14 protein-coding genes and 1 pseudogene are annotated in these 16,172 nt (G+C 61.4%); 9 read left to right on the forward strand and 6 right to left on the reverse strand.

Going from position 1 to position 16,172, the window contains the following annotated elements; translation table 11 throughout:
- Positions 1-247: 247 nt before the first annotated feature.
- On the reverse strand, positions 248-3,052 hold the full coding sequence (gene polA / locus AB4N53_RS20250) for a DNA polymerase I (protein WP_460122618.1): 2,805 nt from the start codon (positions 3,050-3,052) through the stop codon (positions 248-250).
- Positions 3,053-3,126: 74 nt separating this feature from the next.
- Here polA and AB4N53_RS20255 point away from each other — a divergent pair, with 74 nt between their 5' ends.
- Positions 3,127-3,417 carry a DUF2782 domain-containing protein gene (locus AB4N53_RS20255; protein WP_024014988.1) on the forward strand — a complete coding sequence of 97 codons (291 nt, stop codon included), beginning with the start codon at positions 3,127-3,129 and terminating at the stop codon, positions 3,415-3,417.
- 60 nt (positions 3,418-3,477) lie between these two features.
- Positions 3,478-4,431, forward strand: a complete 954-nt coding sequence (locus tag AB4N53_RS20260; protein ID WP_460122620.1) for a homoserine kinase — start codon at positions 3,478-3,480, stop codon at positions 4,429-4,431.
- Positions 4,432-4,559: 128 nt separating this feature from the next.
- On the opposite strand, the gene znuA is transcribed toward AB4N53_RS20260, so the two are convergent.
- Entirely contained in the window at positions 4,560-5,489 is a 930-nt protein-coding gene (znuA, locus tag AB4N53_RS20265; RefSeq protein ID WP_460122622.1) for a zinc ABC transporter substrate-binding protein ZnuA, read from the reverse strand.
- Between the two features lie 57 nt (positions 5,490-5,546).
- Between znuA and AB4N53_RS20270 the strand changes: the two are divergent.
- The 4 genes and pseudogenes from AB4N53_RS20270 to AB4N53_RS20285 form a co-directional block, all read left to right on the forward strand.
- Positions 5,547-6,020 (forward strand): annotated as a pseudogene (locus tag AB4N53_RS20270) (Fur family transcriptional regulator); the annotation flags it as partial.
- 9 nt (positions 6,021-6,029) lie between these two features.
- Entirely contained in the window at positions 6,030-6,815 is a 786-nt protein-coding gene (gene znuC / locus AB4N53_RS20275) for a zinc ABC transporter ATP-binding protein ZnuC (RefSeq protein ID WP_101159662.1), read from the forward strand.
- A complete protein-coding gene (gene znuB, locus AB4N53_RS20280; protein ID WP_400502107.1) occupies positions 6,808-7,596 on the forward strand; it encodes a zinc ABC transporter permease subunit ZnuB in 789 nt (262 codons plus the stop codon). The genes znuC and znuB overlap by 8 nt, the downstream gene beginning before the upstream one ends.
- A 37-nt stretch (positions 7,597-7,633) precedes the next feature.
- Positions 7,634-8,347, forward strand: coding sequence for a PA5502 family lipoprotein (locus AB4N53_RS20285; protein ID WP_460122626.1), 714 nt, complete (start codon positions 7,634-7,636; stop codon positions 8,345-8,347).
- Positions 8,348-8,427: 80 nt separating this feature from the next.
- On the opposite strand, the gene katE is transcribed toward AB4N53_RS20285, so the two are convergent.
- Positions 8,428-10,569, reverse strand: a complete 2,142-nt coding sequence (katE, locus tag AB4N53_RS20290) for a catalase HPII (protein ID WP_460122628.1) — start codon at positions 10,567-10,569, stop codon at positions 8,428-8,430.
- A 264-nt stretch (positions 10,570-10,833) separates the two neighbouring features.
- Here katE and AB4N53_RS20295 point away from each other — a divergent pair, with 264 nt between their 5' ends.
- From AB4N53_RS20295 to AB4N53_RS20305, 3 genes are all read left to right on the forward strand, one after another.
- Entirely contained in the window at positions 10,834-11,841 is a 1,008-nt protein-coding gene (locus AB4N53_RS20295; RefSeq protein ID WP_016772338.1) for a methionine ABC transporter ATP-binding protein, read from the forward strand.
- Between the two features lie 5 nt (positions 11,842-11,846).
- Positions 11,847-12,557, forward strand: coding sequence for a methionine ABC transporter permease (locus AB4N53_RS20300; RefSeq protein WP_172834041.1), 711 nt, complete (start codon positions 11,847-11,849; stop codon positions 12,555-12,557).
- 67 nt (positions 12,558-12,624) lie between these two features.
- On the forward strand, positions 12,625-13,395 hold the full coding sequence (locus AB4N53_RS20305; RefSeq protein WP_122506343.1) for a MetQ/NlpA family ABC transporter substrate-binding protein: 771 nt from the start codon (positions 12,625-12,627) through the stop codon (positions 13,393-13,395).
- Between the two features lie 175 nt (positions 13,396-13,570).
- Here the strand turns inward: AB4N53_RS20305 and AB4N53_RS20310 are convergent, their stop codons facing one another.
- The 3 genes from AB4N53_RS20310 to AB4N53_RS20320 are packed head-to-tail and all read right to left on the reverse strand — an operon-like array spanning position 13,571 to position 16,169.
- Positions 13,571-14,206 carry an SCO family protein gene (locus AB4N53_RS20310; protein ID WP_460122631.1) on the reverse strand — a complete coding sequence of 212 codons (636 nt, stop codon included), beginning with the start codon at positions 14,204-14,206 and terminating at the stop codon, positions 13,571-13,573.
- A complete protein-coding gene (gene cyoE, locus AB4N53_RS20315) occupies positions 14,203-15,102 on the reverse strand; it encodes a heme o synthase (RefSeq protein ID WP_460122633.1) in 900 nt (299 codons plus the stop codon). Before cyoE ends, AB4N53_RS20310 begins: the two co-directional genes overlap by 4 nt.
- A complete protein-coding gene (locus AB4N53_RS20320) occupies positions 15,090-16,169 on the reverse strand; it encodes a COX15/CtaA family protein (protein WP_460122635.1) in 1,080 nt (359 codons plus the stop codon). Before AB4N53_RS20320 ends, cyoE begins: the two co-directional genes overlap by 13 nt.
- Positions 16,170-16,172 lie beyond the last annotated feature (3 nt).

The following is a 16,172-nucleotide window of genomic DNA, read 5'->3' on the forward strand; positions in this document are numbered from 1 at the left end:
TGGGGAGGGAGAAATTCCGGGGTTCAAGTTCCGAACCGCTAGGGCGGGGTTCAGATATCTGCCAACACTTAACACAACATAGGAGCATCGAAGGGCTTCACCAGCCATTCAGTACCTCTGAGTGTTCGATCAACAGATTAGTTCAGATTTTTTTCAAAAAGCTTTGGAATAGCCTCAGGCATTTATCGTTCTAAGCCCGTTTCCCGGGCTTGCCGCGACAGCGAGTCGCGGCAACGCAGCGCAATACTCAGTGCGCCTCATCCCAATTGTTGCCGACCCCGACTTCGACCAATAGCGGCACATCGAGCTTCGCCGCTTCGCTCATGTGCAGGCGAATCTCGGCACTGACCTGCTCGACCAGATCCTCGCGAACCTCCAGCACCAGTTCATCGTGCACCTGCAGGATGACCCGCGCATCCAGCCCCGACGTCGCCAGCCAGTTGTCCACTGCGACCATGGCTTTCTTGATGATATCCGCTGCCGTGCCCTGCATCGGCGCGTTGATTGCCGTGCGTTCGGCGGCGGCGCGCTCCTGTGGCTTGTTCGAGTTGATCTCCGGCAGGTACAGGCGACGACCGAAGAAAGTTTCGACATAACCCTGATCGGCTGCCTGCGCGCGGGTACGCTCCATGTATTCGCGAACGCCAGGATAACGAGCGAAGTAAGTATCGATGTAGGCTTTGGCGGTCTTGGTGTCGACGCCGATGTCCTTGCCGAGCTTCTGCGCGCCCATGCCGTAGATCAGACCGAAGTTGATCGCCTTGGCGCTGCGGCGCTGGTCCGAGCTCACTTGATCAAGCTCGACTTTGAATACTTCGGCAGCGGTTGCGGTGTGCACGTCGAGGTTGTTGCGGAAGGCGTTCATCAGGCCTTCGTCGCGGGACAGGTGCGCCATGATCCGCAATTCGATTTGCGAGTAGTCCGCCGCCAGCAGTTTGTAACCTTTTGGCGCGACGAACGCCTGACGAATGCGCCGGCCTTCGGCGGTGCGCACCGGGATGTTCTGCAGGTTCGGATCACTCGAAGACAAGCGACCGGTCGAAGCGACGGCCTGATGATACGAAGTGTGGATGCGCCCGGTGCGCGGGTTGATCTGCTCCGGCAGGCGATCAGTGTAAGTGCTTTTCAGCTTGCTCATCGAACGGTGCTCCATCAGCACCTTCGGCAAGCGGTGATCGTCTTCGGCAAGTTTCGCCAGCACTTCTTCAGCGGTGGACGGCTGGCCCTTGGCGGTTTTCTTCAGCACCGGCAGGCCGAGCTTTTCATAAAGAATCACGCCCAACTGCTTCGGCGAGCCGAGATTGAATTCCTCCCCGGCGATTTCGAAGGCCTCACGCTCCAGCGCGACCATTTTGTTGCCCAGTTCGATGCTCTGGATGCCGAGCAGTTCGGCATCGACGAACGCGCCTTGGCGCTCGATGCGCGCCAATACCGGTACCAGCGGGATTTCGATGTCAGTCAGCACGCTGGCCAGGCTCGGAATCGCGCTGAGCTTGTCGAACAGAGTCTGGTGCAGGCGCAGGGTGATGTCGGCGTCTTCGGCGGCGTAGGGCCCGGCCTGTTCCAGGGCGATCTGGTCGAAGGTCAGTTGCTTGGCGCCTTTGCCGGCGATGTCCTGGAAGCTCACCGTGGTGTGGTCGAGGTACTTCTGCGCGAGGCTGTCCATGTCGTGGCGGGTCGCGGTGGAGTTGAGCACGTAGGACTCAAGCATGGTGTCGAAGGCGATGCCGCGCACGCTGATGCCTTCACTCTGATCGCCGCCGATGGCGCAGTTGGCCAGGATGTTCATGTCGAACTTGGCGTGCTGGCCGACCTTGAGTTTGTTCGGGTCTTCCAGAATCGGCTTGAGTGCGCGCAGCACGGTGTCGCGATCCAGCTGCTCCGGCACGCCGATGTAGGAATGGGTCAGCGGAATGTACGCGGCTTCGTTGGCCTGCACGGCGAACGACAGACCGACCAGTTGCGCCTGCTGCGCGTCGATGCCGGTGGTTTCGGTGTCGAAGGCGATCAGCTTGGCGTTGCGCAGTTTTTCCAGCCAGACGTCGAAGCGAGCCTGATCGAGGATGGTTTCGTAGGCGGCTTCGGCAGGGGCGGCGGCTGCCTCGGCTTGCGGGGCGCTGAACAGATCGCCCGCCGGCGCCGGCTCGGCCGCCGCGCTCAGTTCCAGGCGCTTGGCATCGCGATCCAGATCATTGAGCCAGCTCTTGAATTCCAGCAGGGTGTACAGCTCATAGAGTTTGGCCGGATCTTCCGCGCCCATCTGCAGATCATCGAGGCCGATATCCAGTGGCACGTCGATCTTGATGGTCGCCAGTTGATAGGACAGGAAAGCCATTTCCTTGTGCTCTTCAAGCTTGGCCACCAGGGTTTTCGCCCCGCGAATCGGCAGGGTCGGCACGATGTCGAGGTTGGCGTACAGCTCGGTCAGACCGCCGTTGACGCCGACCAGCAGGCCGGACGCGGTCTTCGGGCCGATGCCCGGCACGCCCGGGATGTTGTCGGAGGAATCGCCCATCAGCGCCAGATAATCGATGATCTGCTCCGGTGCGACGCCAAATTTCTCCTTAACGCCCTCCACATCCATCGAACTACCTGACATGGTGTTGACCAAGGTAATGTGGCCATCGACCAGTTGCGCCATGTCCTTGTCACCGGTGGAGATGATCACCGGGCGATCTGCCGCCGCGCTGCTGCGGGCGAGGGTGCCGATCACGTCGTCGGCCTCGACGCCGTCCACGCACAGCAGCGGGAAGCCGAGGGCGATCACGCTCTGGTGCAGCGGCTCGATCTGCACGCGCATGTCATCGGGCATGCTCGGGCGATTGGCCTTGTATTCGGCGTACATCTCATCGCGAAATGTCCCGCCCTTGGCGTCGAAGACCACGGCGAAGGGGCTGTCCGGGTACTGCTTGCGCAGACTCTTGAGCATGTTCAGCACGCCTTTGACCGCGCCGGTCGGCAGGCCTTTGGACGTGGTCAGTGGTGGCAGGGCATGAAAGGCGCGGTACAGGTAAGACGAACCGTCCACCAGGACGAGGGGGGCTTGGCTCATGAGCAGGATCAACCTTTTCGGCGGGTCCGGGGCTAGAATAGCGGGACCGTTGACGACAAAGGGACAAGGTTATCATGCGTACGTTAAATCGCTTGCTGCTGGTCGGGTTGATCGCTGTCTCACCACTGGCCGCGATGGCGGCGGATGATGCGCCGGGCGGCGACCCCGAGGTCACCATCCGCACGGAGGGCGACAAGACCATTCAGGAGTACAGCCGGAATGGCTTCGTCTATGCGATCAAGGTCACGCCCAAGAAGGGCAAACCGTATTTCCTGGTGCGCGCCGATGGATCGGACGCCAATTACATCAGATCCGACCAGCCGGATATGCTGATTCCGTCGTGGGAAATTTTTACCTGGAAGTAAGTTTCCTGATTTTTCCAACAGGCGCCGCGCGATAGCGGCGCCAGAACTGAGCAGTTCTCAATGTCTGTGTTCACTCCCCTGGCTCGGCCCGAGCTGGAAACCTTTCTCGCCCCTTACGGGCTCGGCCGCCTGCTTGATTTCCAGGGGATCGCCGCCGGCAGCGAAAACACCAATTTCTTCATCAGCCTGGAGCAGGGCGAGTTTGTCCTGACCCTGGTCGAACGCGGCCCGGTGCAGGAGATGCCGTTTTTCATCGACCTGCTCGACGTGCTGCACGAAGCTGATCTGCCGGTGCCCTACGCCCTGCGCACCACGGACGGCGTGGCCTTGCGTGAACTCAAAGGCAAACCGGCATTGTTGCAACCGCGCCTATCGGGCAAGCACATCAAGGTCGCCAACGCCCAGCATTGCGCGCAAGTGGGCGAACTGCAGGCGCATCTGCACCTGGCGACCCAGGGCGAGCGCATGATCAAGCGCAAGACCGATCGCGGTCTGGACTGGATGCAGGAGGAGGGCACTGAATTTCTCTCGCACCTGAGCGATGAGCCGCGTGCGCTGCTACAAAGCGCGCTGGATGAAATCTCTGAGCGCAAGGACAAGATCCTCGCACTGCCTCGGGCGAACATTCACGCCGACCTGTTTCGCGACAACGCGATGTTTGAAGGCACGCACCTGACCGGGCTGATCGATTTTTACAACGCCTGCTCGGGGCCGATGCTCTACGACGTGGCGATTGCCTTGAATGACTGGTGTTCGGACGAGGAGGGCGTGATCGATGGCCCGCGTGCTCGCGCATTCCTTGGCGCTTATGCAGCGTTGCGCCCGTTCACGGCGGCGGAGGCTGAGTTGTGGCCGACGATGTTGCGCGTGGCCTGTGTGCGGTTCTGGCTGTCACGGTTGATCGCGGCGGAGCAGTTTGCCGGGCAGGACGTGTTGATTCACGATCCCAAGGAGTTTGAGCAGCGCTTGGCGCAGCGGCAGAAGGTCAATACACCGTTGCCCTTCGCCCTCTGAGTAGATTCGCCAAGCAAACATGAACCTGTGGGAGCGAGCCTGCTCGCGAAGGCGGCGGCCCGTTCAGCATTTTTGCTGACTGACCCACCGCTTTCGCGAGCAGGCTCGCTCCCACAGGGTTTGTGTTGTTACAGCGATTCCAGGCATCCCGCCAAATCATTGCCCAACTTTTCCAACACCTGCTCATAGCCCTGAGCCGTCGCCGGGGTGTACCCGCCCAACGCATCCAGCTCAGCCAGTTTCACCGGCAGGCCAGCCACCAATGTTTCGGCCAAACGCGGACGCAATGGCGGCTCGCTGAACACACAGGTCTTGCCCACTTCCTGCAAACGCTTGCGCATCGCCGCGACATGCTGGGCGCCGGGCTGTACTTCGGCGGCCACCGCGAACACCCCGGCGTGCTTGAGGCCGTAAGCGTCTTCGAAATAATCAAAGGCCTCGTGGAAGACGAAGTACGGCTTGCCTTCGACATTGGCCAGACGCTTCTTCAAGCGCTGATCCAGCGCATCCAAACGTTCATCGAAGGCTTTGGCATTGCTCTGATAACGCTGGGCATTGGTCGGGTCGGCGGCGCTGAGGTCGGCGGCCATTTTGTCGGCGATCACCCGCGCATTGACCGGTGACAACCACAAATGTGCATCCAGCGAGCCGGGGCGATGATCGTGATCATGCTCGTCGGCCTCTTCGGCGTGGGAGTGATTGTCAGCGCCGAAATGCCTCAGCTTCAGGCCCGGCAGATCTTGCACGGCAACACTTGGCTGACTGCGACCGCTGAGCACGCGCGGCAGGAAACCTTCCATGTCCGGGCCGATCCAGTAGAGCAGATCGACCGACTGCACCTTCCGTACGTCGGATGGGCGCAGGGCGTAATTGTGCGGCGAGGCACCCGGCGGCAGCAGCACCTCGGGAACCGCCACGCCGTCCTGCACCGCAGCGGCAATCAACTGCAACGGTTTGATGCTGGTGAGCACTTTGACTTCGGCCTGAGCCGTACCGATCAGCAGAAAACTGGCAACGAAAGCCACAAAAACAGAAAAAAGTCGGGACACGATGACCACTCAAGGAAGCGAGAACGGGTAACATAATAACGTCTCCAGCAAATCTCGTCGCCGCTCATGCCTATTACTCCGATTGCCAGCCGTCCCCACGACCACTCCCATTGCGTGCACAGCGCTTTGTCCGAGGCCGATACCTTGTGCGCGCAAAAAGGTTTGCGTCTGACCGCCCTGCGCCGCCGCGTGCTGGAACTGGTCTGGCAGAGCCACAAGCCACTGGGTGCCTACGACATTCTCGCCGTGCTCAGCGAGCAGGACGGCCGCCGCGCCGCGCCTCCAACGGTATACCGTGCGCTGGATTTTCTTTTGGAAAACGGCCTAGTGCATCGCATCTCCTCGCTCAACGCCTTCGTCGGCTGCGTGCACCCCGAGCACGCGCATCAGGGCCAGTTTCTGATTTGCCGCGATTGCCACGCCGCCATCGAACTTGAACAAAAAGTGATCAGCGACGCGATCATCAACAGCGCCAAGGACGTCGGTTTCATCGTCGAAGCGCAGACGGTCGAAGTGGTCGGCCTGTGCGCCGGTTGCCAGGGGGGCCTGATGAGCAACGCGCTGATCCGTCTGGAACAGGTCGCCGTCACGTTTGCCGGACAGACCGTGCTGGACAATATCGAGCTGAGCGTCGAGCCGGGGCAGATCGTCACCCTGATCGGCCCCAACGGCGCCGGCAAGACCACGCTGGTACGCGCCGTGCTTGGGTTGCTGAAGCCGAACAGCGGCAGCGTCTGGCGCAAGCCGAAGCTGCGCGTCGGCTACATGCCACAGAAACTGCATGTCGATCCGACGCTGCCGCTGTCAGTGCTGCGCTTCTTGCGCCTGGTGCCCGGCGTCGATCGACCGCGTGCGCTGGCCGCGTTGAAGGAAGTCGGTGCCGAACATGTGATCGACAGCCCGGTGCAGAGCGTTTCCGGCGGCGAAATGCAGCGTGTGCTGCTGGCTCGGGCACTGCTGCGTGAGCCAGAGTTGCTGGTGCTCGACGAGCCGGTGCAGGGTGTCGACGTGGCCGGGCAGGCCGAGCTGTACAGCCTGATCACCCGTCTGCGCGACCGCCACGGTTGCGGCGTGCTGATGGTGTCCCACGATTTGCATCTGGTGATGAGCACCACCGATCAGGTGGTCTGTCTCAACCGTCACGTCTGCTGCTCCGGGCATCCCGAGCAGGTCAGCGGCGACCCGGCATTCGTCGAGCTGTTCGGCAAGAACGCGCCGAGCCTGGCGATCTATCACCACCATCACGACCACGCCCACGACCTGCACGGTTCGGTGGTCAAAGGCCCGCTCGGCGGGCAACCTCATGTTCATGGAGACGGCTGCAAGCATGGCTGATTTTCTCTTGTATGCCCTGCTTGCAGGTCTGGCCCTGGCGTTGGTGGCCGGACCGCTCGGCTCGTTTGTGGTGTGGCGGCGCATGGCCTATTTCGGCGACACCCTGTCCCACGCCGCGCTGCTCGGCGTGGCGCTCGGCTTTTTGCTGGATGTCAGCCCGACGGTGGCGGTGACGGTCGGTTGTCTGCTGCTGGCGGTGCTTTTGGTGACGCTGCAACAGCGCCAGCCACTGGCGTCCGACACGCTATTGGGAATTCTTGCACCGAGCACGCTCTCTCTCGGCCTGGTGGTACTAAGCTTCATGCATGAAGTGCGGATCGACCTGATGGCGTATCTGTTCGGCGACTTGCTGGCAATCAGTCCGAGCGACCTGGCGTGGATTCTCGGCGGCACCGCGGCGGTGCTGGTGTTGCTGGTGACGTTGTGGCGGCCACTGCTGGCGGTCACCGTGCATGAAGAACTGGCCCGGGTTGAAGGTCTGCCGGTGGCCGGTCTGCGACTGGCGCTGATGCTGTTGATCGCGGTGGTGATCGCCGTGGCGATGAAAATCGTCGGCGTATTGCTGATCACGTCACTGCTGATCATCCCGGCGGCTGCGGCACAGCGTCACGCCCGTTCGCCGGAGCAGATGGCGTTGGGCGCGAGCCTGTTGGGCATGCTCGCAGTGTGCGGCGGGCTGGCGTTGTCGTGGTTCAAGGACACCCCGGCGGGGCCCTCGATCGTGGTGGCGGCAGCCGCGCTGTTTCTGTTGAGTTTTGTTCTGCCCCGTCGTGGGGTGTAGACTTGGCCGCTTTTTGCGCAATTAGAGAGTCGCAGGAATGAAGCCGTTCGCCTCCCGTTATCTGCTCCTTGTCGCATTTTCCGTGCTGCTGGGCGCCTGCCAAAGCACGCCGCCGGTGGCCGAAGTCCCGGATGCGCGGGCTACGGCCATCGCACAGCTGGAGCAAAGCCTGGCCAGCAGCGAACTGGCCACCGCCGAAGACCAGTTGGCCGCATTACAGGCCGACACCCCCAACGATCAATCCCTTGAGCAATATCAGCGGCAACTGGCCGAGGCGTATCTGCGCCGCAGCCAGATCGTCCTGCAGAAAGGCGATGTCAACGCCGCCGCCACCGCGCTGAGCCGCGCCCGTGCTTTGATGCCCAAAGCGCCCGCGTTGACCGGCGGCGTCAACGGCGCGATCACCGAAGCGCGCAAGGCCGAGCTGGAAAAGGCTGAAGCGGCGCTGCTGGCTGCAGAAGCCCGGCCGAAAGCCAAGGTCATCGACCCGACGGCTGAAAGCACCACGGTTGCGTTGAACATCGGTGATATTCACAAGCTGCAACGACAACTCGATGCGATCGCCGCCGATGTGGTGAATTATGAGTGCGCTGTCAGCATCCAGGCCCCACGTACCGCGGATTATCCGTGGCTGGCGACCTTGCTGACCAAGCGGGTGAAGAAGCTCGATCCTGATTTTGAGTTGCAGCTTGAGAAGCAGATCCTGCGCACGGTGCCGGCGCAGATGGTTTTAAGCCCGCGTAAACCCTAAAAAGATCGCAGCCTCCGGCAGCTCCTACATGGGATTGAGTACATCCTGTAGGAGCTGCCGAAGGCTGCGATCTTTTGCTTTTACGCTGGAATAGCCTTGGCCTTAGGCTCCCGCGCCCAGACCCGATGCTCGCCGATCGCGGCAAAGAACGGCTTGGTCAACGCACCCACATCCGCGCCCTGCAACAGGCCCGCATCCGCATCCAGCTTCAACAAGTCCTGCAACTGCTTGGCCTCGCCGTGCAGCGCGATCGCCTTCAGGTGCTTGTAGGCCTCGAGCAGGTAATGCAGCGCCACGCCGTCGCCGCTCAACGCGGTAATCGACGCCGCGCCACCCGGTACGAAGACCGCGTCGAAAGCGATCGACGGCATGCCTTCCATCGACGCATCCACCGGCAATGCCTTGCCGTCAGCGGTCTTCACTGGCGCCGAGGTCGGGCCGAGCAGTTTCGCGTGAGCACCTTCGGCCCCCAGCGCTTTCTTCATCGCATCGATGGCCGCAGCATCAACGCCGTTGGCCGCGAGAATCGCCACTTTGCGCGTCTTGATATCGCCCGGCAGCAGGTTGGCCTGGCTCAGCGCTGGCGATTGCTCCAGCGAGGTCTTGCGCACTTCGACCGTGCCTTTGGCTGGTGCCGGCAAACCGAGGTTTTCCGCTACGCGTTTGGCCAGGGTCAGGTCGATATTGGCGAGGATCTCGTTCACTTCACGGGCACGGATGAACTCACGCTCGACCTTGCCCAGCTCGAAGCTGTAGGCAGCGATGATGTGCTCTTTCTCATGCTCGCTCATGCTGTTGAAGAACAAGCGGGCCTGGGAGAAGTGGTCGCTGAACGACTCGCTGCGCTGACGGATCTTCGCCGCGTCGATGCGCTCCGGATAGCTCTCGAAACCACCGTCCTGTGCCGCCGGCGGGGTTTCTTTCGGCCAGCCGCCGTCGATCGAGTTCGGCTCGTAAGAAGCGCGGCCCTTATCGATGGTGGTGCGGTGTTGCGCATCGCGCTGGCCGTTGTGGAACGGCGCCACCGGACGGTTGATCGGCAGCTCATGGAAGTTCGGCCCGCCGAGTCGGCTGATCTGCGTGTCGGTGTAGGAAAACAGCCGACCTTGCAGCAGCGGGTCATTGGAGAAATCGATGCCCGGTACGATGTGGCCCGGGCAGAAAGCGACCTGCTCGGTTTCCGCGAAGAAGTTGTCCGGGTTACGGTTGAGGGTCATCTTGCCCAGCGGTGTGATCGGGACGATCTCTTCGGGGATGATCTTGGTCGGATCGAGGATGTCGAAGTCGAAGTCGTGTTCGTTCTCTTCTTCGACGATCTGTACGCCCAGTTCCCACTCCGGGTAGTCGCCCATTTCGATCGCTTCCCACAGGTCGCGACGATGGTAGTCGGTGTCCTTACCGGCGAGCTTCTGTGCCTCGTCCCACACCAGCGAGCAGGTGCCGGCGGTAGGGCGCCAGTGGAATTTGACGAAGCGTGATTTGCCCTCGGCGTTGATCAGGCGGAAGGTGTGCACGCCGAAGCCCTGCATGCTGCGCAGGCTTTTCGGGATGGCCCGGTCGGACATCGCCCAGATCACCATGTGCGCCGATTCCGGCACCAGCGAGACGAAGTCCCAGAACGTGTCGTGAGCCGAGCCACCGGTCGGGATTTCGTTGTGCGGCTCGGGTTTCACCGCGTGCACGAAATCGGGGAATTTGATCGCGTCCTGGATAAAGAACACCGGCATGTTATTGCCGACCAGGTCGAAGTTGCCCTCGTCGGTGAAAAATTTCACCGCAAAGCCGCGCACGTCACGCACGGTATCGCCGGAACCCCGTGGCCCCTGCACCGTGGAAAAGCGCACGAAGACCGGGGTTTTCTTGCCCGGGTCCTGTAGGAAACCGGCCTTGGTCAGCGCTGCATGGTTCTCGTAGGTCTGAAAGAAACCGTGCGCGCCGGTACCGCGCGCATGGACGATGCGCTCTGGAATACGCTCATGGTCAAAATGCGTGATCTTTTCACGCATGATGAAGTCTTCCAGCAGCGAAGGCCCGCGCGGCCCGGCTTTGAGGGTGTTCTGGTTGTCGGCGATCTTCACGCCCTGGTTGGTGCGTAGCGCCTGACCGGTGGCGTCGGAACGGAATTCTTCCAGGCTGTCGAGCTTGGCATTGGTGTTGGCGCGATCCGGGGTATCGGTTCCGGCCATCTCGCTTTTATCAGGTGCAGGCTTTTTGATGCTCATCAGACGTAAACTCCTCGTTTGGCCCCGGATGCCTTCCGCAGACCCTTGAGTGATTCCCGGGCACGGCACCCAGGGTTTTCAAGTCGCTTAACTAGTGACTGATGAGGCGCGCGGAGCGTTCCTTTTTTATGACCTTTGATCTTGTTATTGCCAAATCGAAGGTTAATTGCGAAATAAATGCTAAGAACCTCTATACGGACAGGCTAAAATGCGCGCCCGGCTAACCGCTGATCCTTTTCCAACGCGCCCCACAAGGTTCGCTACGTGATCGAGTTTCAAAACGTCCACAAGACTTACCGCGTCGCCGGTAAGGATATTCCCGCGCTGCACCCGACCAGTCTCGCCATCGAGAACGGCCAGGTGTTCGGCCTGATTGGCCATTCCGGTGCGGGCAAAAGTACCCTGCTGCGTCTGATCAATCGCCTGGAAGATTCCAGTGGCGGCAAGATCATCGTCGACGGCGAAGAAGTCACCGCACTGGATGCCAACGGCCTGCGCCGTTTCCGCCAGCAGGTCGGGATGATCTTCCAGCACTTCAACCTGCTCGCCTCCAAGACCGTGGCCGATAACGTGGCCTTGCCGCTGACCCTGGCCGGTGAGTTGTCGAGCAGCGAAATCAATCAACGGGTGGCCGAGTTGCTGGCGCGGGTCGGTCTGTCCGACCATGCGAAAAAGTACCCGGCGCAACTGTCCGGCGGTCAGAAGCAACGCGTCGGCATCGCCCGTGCGCTGGCGACCAAGCCGAAGATTCTGCTGTGCGACGAGGCCACCAGCGCTCTCGACCCGCAGACCACGGCGTCGGTCCTGCAACTGCTGGCGGAAATCAACCGCGAACTGAAACTGACCATCGTCCTGATTACCCACGAGATGGATGTGATCCGTCGCGTCTGCGATCAGGTCGCGGTGATGGACGCCGGGGTAATTGTCGAGCAAGGTCCGGTGGCCGATGTGTTTCTGCATCCGCAGCACCCGACCACCAAGCGTTTCGTCCAGGAAAGCGAGCAGATCGACGAGAGCGAGCAGCGTGACGATTTCGCCCACGTGCCGGGGCGCATCGTGCGTCTGACCTTCCAGGGCGAGGCGACCTACGCGCCGTTGCTCGGCACCGTCGCCCGGGAAACCGGCGTCGACTACAGCATCCTCGCCGGTCGCATCGACCGCATCAAAGACATTCCGTACGGGCAACTGACCCTCGCTGTCACCGGTGGCGACATGGAGGCGGCGTTTGCCCGCTTCACCGCCGCTGACGTTCACATGGAGGTGTTGCGCTAATGGAAATGTTTGACGCTGCAATCAAGCAATACGACGCCGCGATAGAAGCCATCAAACTGTTCTTTCAGAACATCGACTGGCTTGAAATCGGCCTCGCCACCAACGACACCATGCTGATGCTCGGCGGTTCGCTGCTGTTCACCGTGCTGCTCGGCCTGCCGCTGGGCGTGCTGCTGTTTCTCTGCAGCCCGCGTCAGTTGCTGGAGAACCGGGGTCTCTATGCAGTCCTGTCGGTTATGGTGAACATCTTGCGTTCGCTGCCGTTCATCATTCTGCTGATCGTGATGATCCCGTTCACCGTGCTGATCACCGGCACCTCGCTGGGCGTGGCCGGGGCGATCCCGCCGCTGGTGGTGGGTGCTACGCCGTTCTTCGCGCGTCTGGTGGAAACTGCGCTGCGTGAAGTCGATCGCGGCATCATCGAAGCGACCCAGTCGATGGGCGCGACCACCCGGCAGATCATCATGAACGCCTTGCTGCCGGAAGCCCGTCCGGGCATCTTCGCAGCGATTACGGTGACAGCGATTACACTGGTGTCCTACACGGCGATGGCCGGTGTGGTCGGCGCCGGTGGTCTGGGCGACCTGGCGATCCGTTTCGGCTACCAGCGTTTCCAGACTGACGTGATGATCGTCACCGTGGTGCTACTGTTGATTCTGGTGCAAGTGCTGCAAATGGTGGGCGACCGCCTGGTCGTGCATTTCTCGCGCAAATAATCGGTTCTGGTCATCAAAAGAGGCGCTGGCCACACGCTGGCGGGCGCCCGGAAAAGGAGTTAGCTGAATGAAAAAACTGATCGCTGCTTTCGCTGCCGTTGCGGCATTTTCGGCTCACGCCGAAACCCTGACCGTCGCCGCCACTCCGGTGCCGCACGCGGAAATCCTCGAGTTCGTCAAACCGGCCCTGGCTAAAGAAGGTGTTGATCTGAAGGTCAAGGTCTTCACTGACTACATTCAGCCGAACGTTCAGGTTGCGGAAAAGCGCCTCGACGCCAACTTTTTCCAGCACCAGCCGTATCTCGATGAGTTCAACAAGGCCAAGGGCACCAGCCTCGTTGCCGTGACCGGCGTGCACCTGGAGCCGCTGGGCGCTTACTCGAGCAAGCTCAAGGATCTGAAAGACCTGCCCGGCGGCGCCAACGTGGTGATCCCGAACGACGCCACCAACGGCGGTCGTGCGCTGTTGCTGCTGGCCAAGGCCGGAGTGATCACGCTGAAGGACCCGACCAACATTCTGTCGACCCTCAAAGACATCGAGCAAAACCCGAAAGACCTGAAATTCCGTGAACTGGAAGCCGCGACCATCCCGCGCGTGCTGACCCAGGTCGATCTGGCGCTGATCAACACCAACTACGCGCTGGAAGCCAAACTCGATCCGTCCAAGGATGCGCTGGTGATCGAAGGCAACGACTCGCCGTACGTGAACATCCTCGTGTCCCGCGCGGACAACAAGGACAGCGACGCGATGAAGAAACTGGCGGCTGCGCTGCACAGCCCGCAAGTGAAGCAGTTCATTACCGAGAAGTACAAAGGCGCGGTGTTGCCGGCGTTCTGATTCCGGTTGCTGCAATGAAAAAAGGGGACGCCATGAGCGTCCCCTTTTTTGTGCCTGGAATATCGTCCGTGTAGGAGCGGGCTTGCTCGCGAATGCGGTGTGTCAGCCAACATGTCTTTATCTGACCCACCGCATTCGCGAGCAAGCCCGCTCCCACAATGGTTCAGTGGTGTTCCTACTGGCGCTCAAGCATCGTCGGCAATTGCGCAACCAGCTTGGCATTGTTCAACGGCGCGCGGATAAACCCGCGCTGCGTGCCGTCCGGGCCGATCACGGCCAGATTGCCGCTGTGATCCACGGTGTAGTTCGGCTTGCTGGTATCGGCTGGAATGAACGGAATGCTCACCGCGTTCGCGACCTTCTGCAGCTCCTCGATCGACGTTGGCGTCAGGCCGATGAACTGTGGATCGAAGTAGCCCAGGTACTGCTTCAACTGCTTGGGCGTATCGCGGTTGGGGTCGACGCTGACCAGTACGATCTGCAGTTTATCCACAGCCTCTTTCGGCAATTCACTCTTGATCTGCCGCAGTTGCGCGAGGGTGGTCGGGCAGATGTCCGGGCAGAAGGTGTAGCCGAAGAACAACAGACTCCACTTGCCTTTCAACTCGTCGATGGCAACCGGTTTGCCGTCCTGATCGGTCATGGTCACGTCCGGCAGGTTGCGGCTCTGCGGCAGCAGGATGATCCCGGCGTCGATCAGCGCAGTCGGGTCGCCCTGGCCTTTGCCGTTCAGCACTTTGTTGACGGTAAGCCCGAGGATCAACGCGATCAAGGCGACGAGGATGAAGACGGTTTTCTGGGTTCGGGTCATAGGTTCAACAGTAAGTAGTGGTCTACGAGCAGGGCGATGAACAACAGGAACAAGTAATAAATAGAGTACTTGAAGGTGTTGATCGCCGCGTGCGGCCGACTGCCACGGTACAGCACCACGGCCCATTGCAGAAACCTTGCGCCCAACGCCAGCGCACAGACCAGATAGAGCACGCCGCTCATGTGAATCACGTAGGGCAGCAGACTCACCGCCAGCAGTGCGAAGGTGTACAGCAGAATGTGCACTTTGGTGTAGTGCTCGCCATGCGTCACCGGCAGCATCGGAATGTCGGCCTTGGCGTATTCCTCCTTGCGATGAATCGCCAGCGCCCAGAAATGCGGCGGCGTCCAGGCGAAGATGATCAGCACCAGCAACAGCGGTTCGGCGCTGACATGGCCGGTGGCGGCGGTCCAGCCGAGCAGCGGTGGCGCGGCGCCAGCGAGGCCGCCGATGACGATGTTCTGCGGCGTCGCCCGTTTGAGGAAGCCGGTGTAGACCACGGCGTAACCGAGCAGTGAAGCGAGAGTCAGCCAAGCGGTCAGCTGATTGGTGAACGTCAGCAGCAGCGCCTGGCCGAGCAACGCCAGCAGCAACGCAAACGTCAGCGCCCCCGCAGGTGAAACCCGACCCTCGGCCAGTGGCCTTTTGTGCGTGCGCGCCATCACCGCATCGATACGCCGATCGACCACATGATTGACCGCCGCCGCACCGCCGGCGCACAAGGCTATGCCCAGATTGCCGAACACCAGCACTGTCCACGGCACACCCGCACGAGTGGCGAGGAACATGCCGACCAGTGAGGTGATCAGCATCAGCACCACGACTTTCGGCTTGGTCAGCTCCAGATAATCGCGCCACAGCGCTTGCCCCGCACGTTCGCCGATCAGACTCGCCATGGCGTTTCTCCTTTCAATGCAATGGGCGCGACGGCAGGTTTGTGCGCACTCAAGCGCCAGCGCGCCAGCACCGGTTGGCTCACCCGCAGCAGGCTGGTGCGCGCGTGATAATTGACCAGCACCAGCGTCAGCAATAACGCTGCGCCTCCGGCGTTATGCGCGACGGCCACGGGCAGCGGTAAATGAAACAGCACGTTGCTGATGCCGAGGGTGATCTGCGCGGCGAGGGCGATGAGCAGCAAACCGGCCAGTCGGCTCATGCCCACCGCTTTCAACTGCCAGGCCAGACCCAGCAGCACGACCGTCACCAGCAACGCGCCGATGCGGTGGGTCAGATGAATCGCCGTGCGCGCATCGCTATCGAGTTGTCCGCCGAGATAATTCGGGCCGATGTGCTGGGTCAGGTGAAAGCCATTGGCGAAGTCCGCCGGCGGCAGCCATTGGCCGTGGCAGGTGGGAAAGTCGATGCAGGCCACCGCTGCGTAGTTGGAACTGACCCAGCCGCCCAATGCAATCTGGCCGATCACCAGCAGCAGGCCCGCCGTCGCCCAGTATTGCAGGCGCTTCGGAACCGTCAGCGCCGGCAGTACGCCGGACAACCTCAGCGTCAGCAGGAACAGCAGACTCAGCGTGGCAAAGCCGCCGAGCAAGTGCCCGGTGACCACTTGCGGCCAGAGCTTGAGCGTCACCGTCCACATGCCGAACGCCGCCTGAGCGATGACCACCGCCAACAGAAACAGCGGCAGTTTCACTGGCAGGCCCGGATGGCGCCGGTTGACCCAGGCGCGCCCGGCCAGTACTGAAATCAGCAAACCCAGAGTGCCGGCAAAGTAGCGGTGGATCATCTCGTTCCAGCCTTTGTGCGTCTCGACGGGCGCATCCGGGAAATGCAGTTCGGCATGGGCCAGTTGCGCCTCGCTTTTCGGCACGCTGATAAAGCCGTAGCAGCCTGGCCAGTCGGGGCAGCCGAGGCCGGCGTGGGTCAGGCGCGTATAGGCGCCGAGCAGCACCACGATCAGTGCCAGCAGGGTGGCAAACAGCGCGAGGCGAAATCCAGGTTTGGCCATGAC

This window comes from Pseudomonas sp. H3_E04, assembly GCF_054668915.1.

Coding starts and splice junctions, on each gene's coding strand:
- znuB (WP_400502107.1), top strand. CDS start 6,808: ATGGCTGATTTTCTCTTGTATGCCCTGCTTGCAGGTCTGGCCCTGGCG.
- AB4N53_RS20300 (WP_172834041.1), top strand. CDS start 11,847: ATGTTTGACGCTGCAATCAAGCAATACGACGCCGCGATAGAAGCCATC.
- polA (WP_460122618.1), bottom strand. CDS start 3,052: ATGAGCCAAGCCCCCCTCGTCCTGGTGGACGGTTCGTCTTACCTGTAC.
- cyoE (WP_460122633.1), bottom strand. CDS start 15,102: ATGGCGAGTCTGATCGGCGAACGTGCGGGGCAAGCGCTGTGGCGCGAT.
- AB4N53_RS20255 (WP_024014988.1), top strand. CDS start 3,127: ATGCGTACGTTAAATCGCTTGCTGCTGGTCGGGTTGATCGCTGTCTCA.
- katE (WP_460122628.1), bottom strand. CDS start 10,569: ATGAGCATCAAAAAGCCTGCACCTGATAAAAGCGAGATGGCCGGAACC.
- AB4N53_RS20260 (WP_460122620.1), top strand. CDS start 3,478: ATGTCTGTGTTCACTCCCCTGGCTCGGCCCGAGCTGGAAACCTTTCTC.
- AB4N53_RS20320 (WP_460122635.1), bottom strand. CDS start 16,169: ATGGCCAAACCTGGATTTCGCCTCGCGCTGTTTGCCACCCTGCTGGCA.
- AB4N53_RS20305 (WP_122506343.1), top strand. CDS start 12,625: ATGAAAAAACTGATCGCTGCTTTCGCTGCCGTTGCGGCATTTTCGGCT.
- znuC (WP_101159662.1), top strand. CDS start 6,030: ATGAGCAACGCGCTGATCCGTCTGGAACAGGTCGCCGTCACGTTTGCC.
- AB4N53_RS20310 (WP_460122631.1), bottom strand. CDS start 14,206: ATGACCCGAACCCAGAAAACCGTCTTCATCCTCGTCGCCTTGATCGCG.
- AB4N53_RS20285 (WP_460122626.1), top strand. CDS start 7,634: ATGAAGCCGTTCGCCTCCCGTTATCTGCTCCTTGTCGCATTTTCCGTG.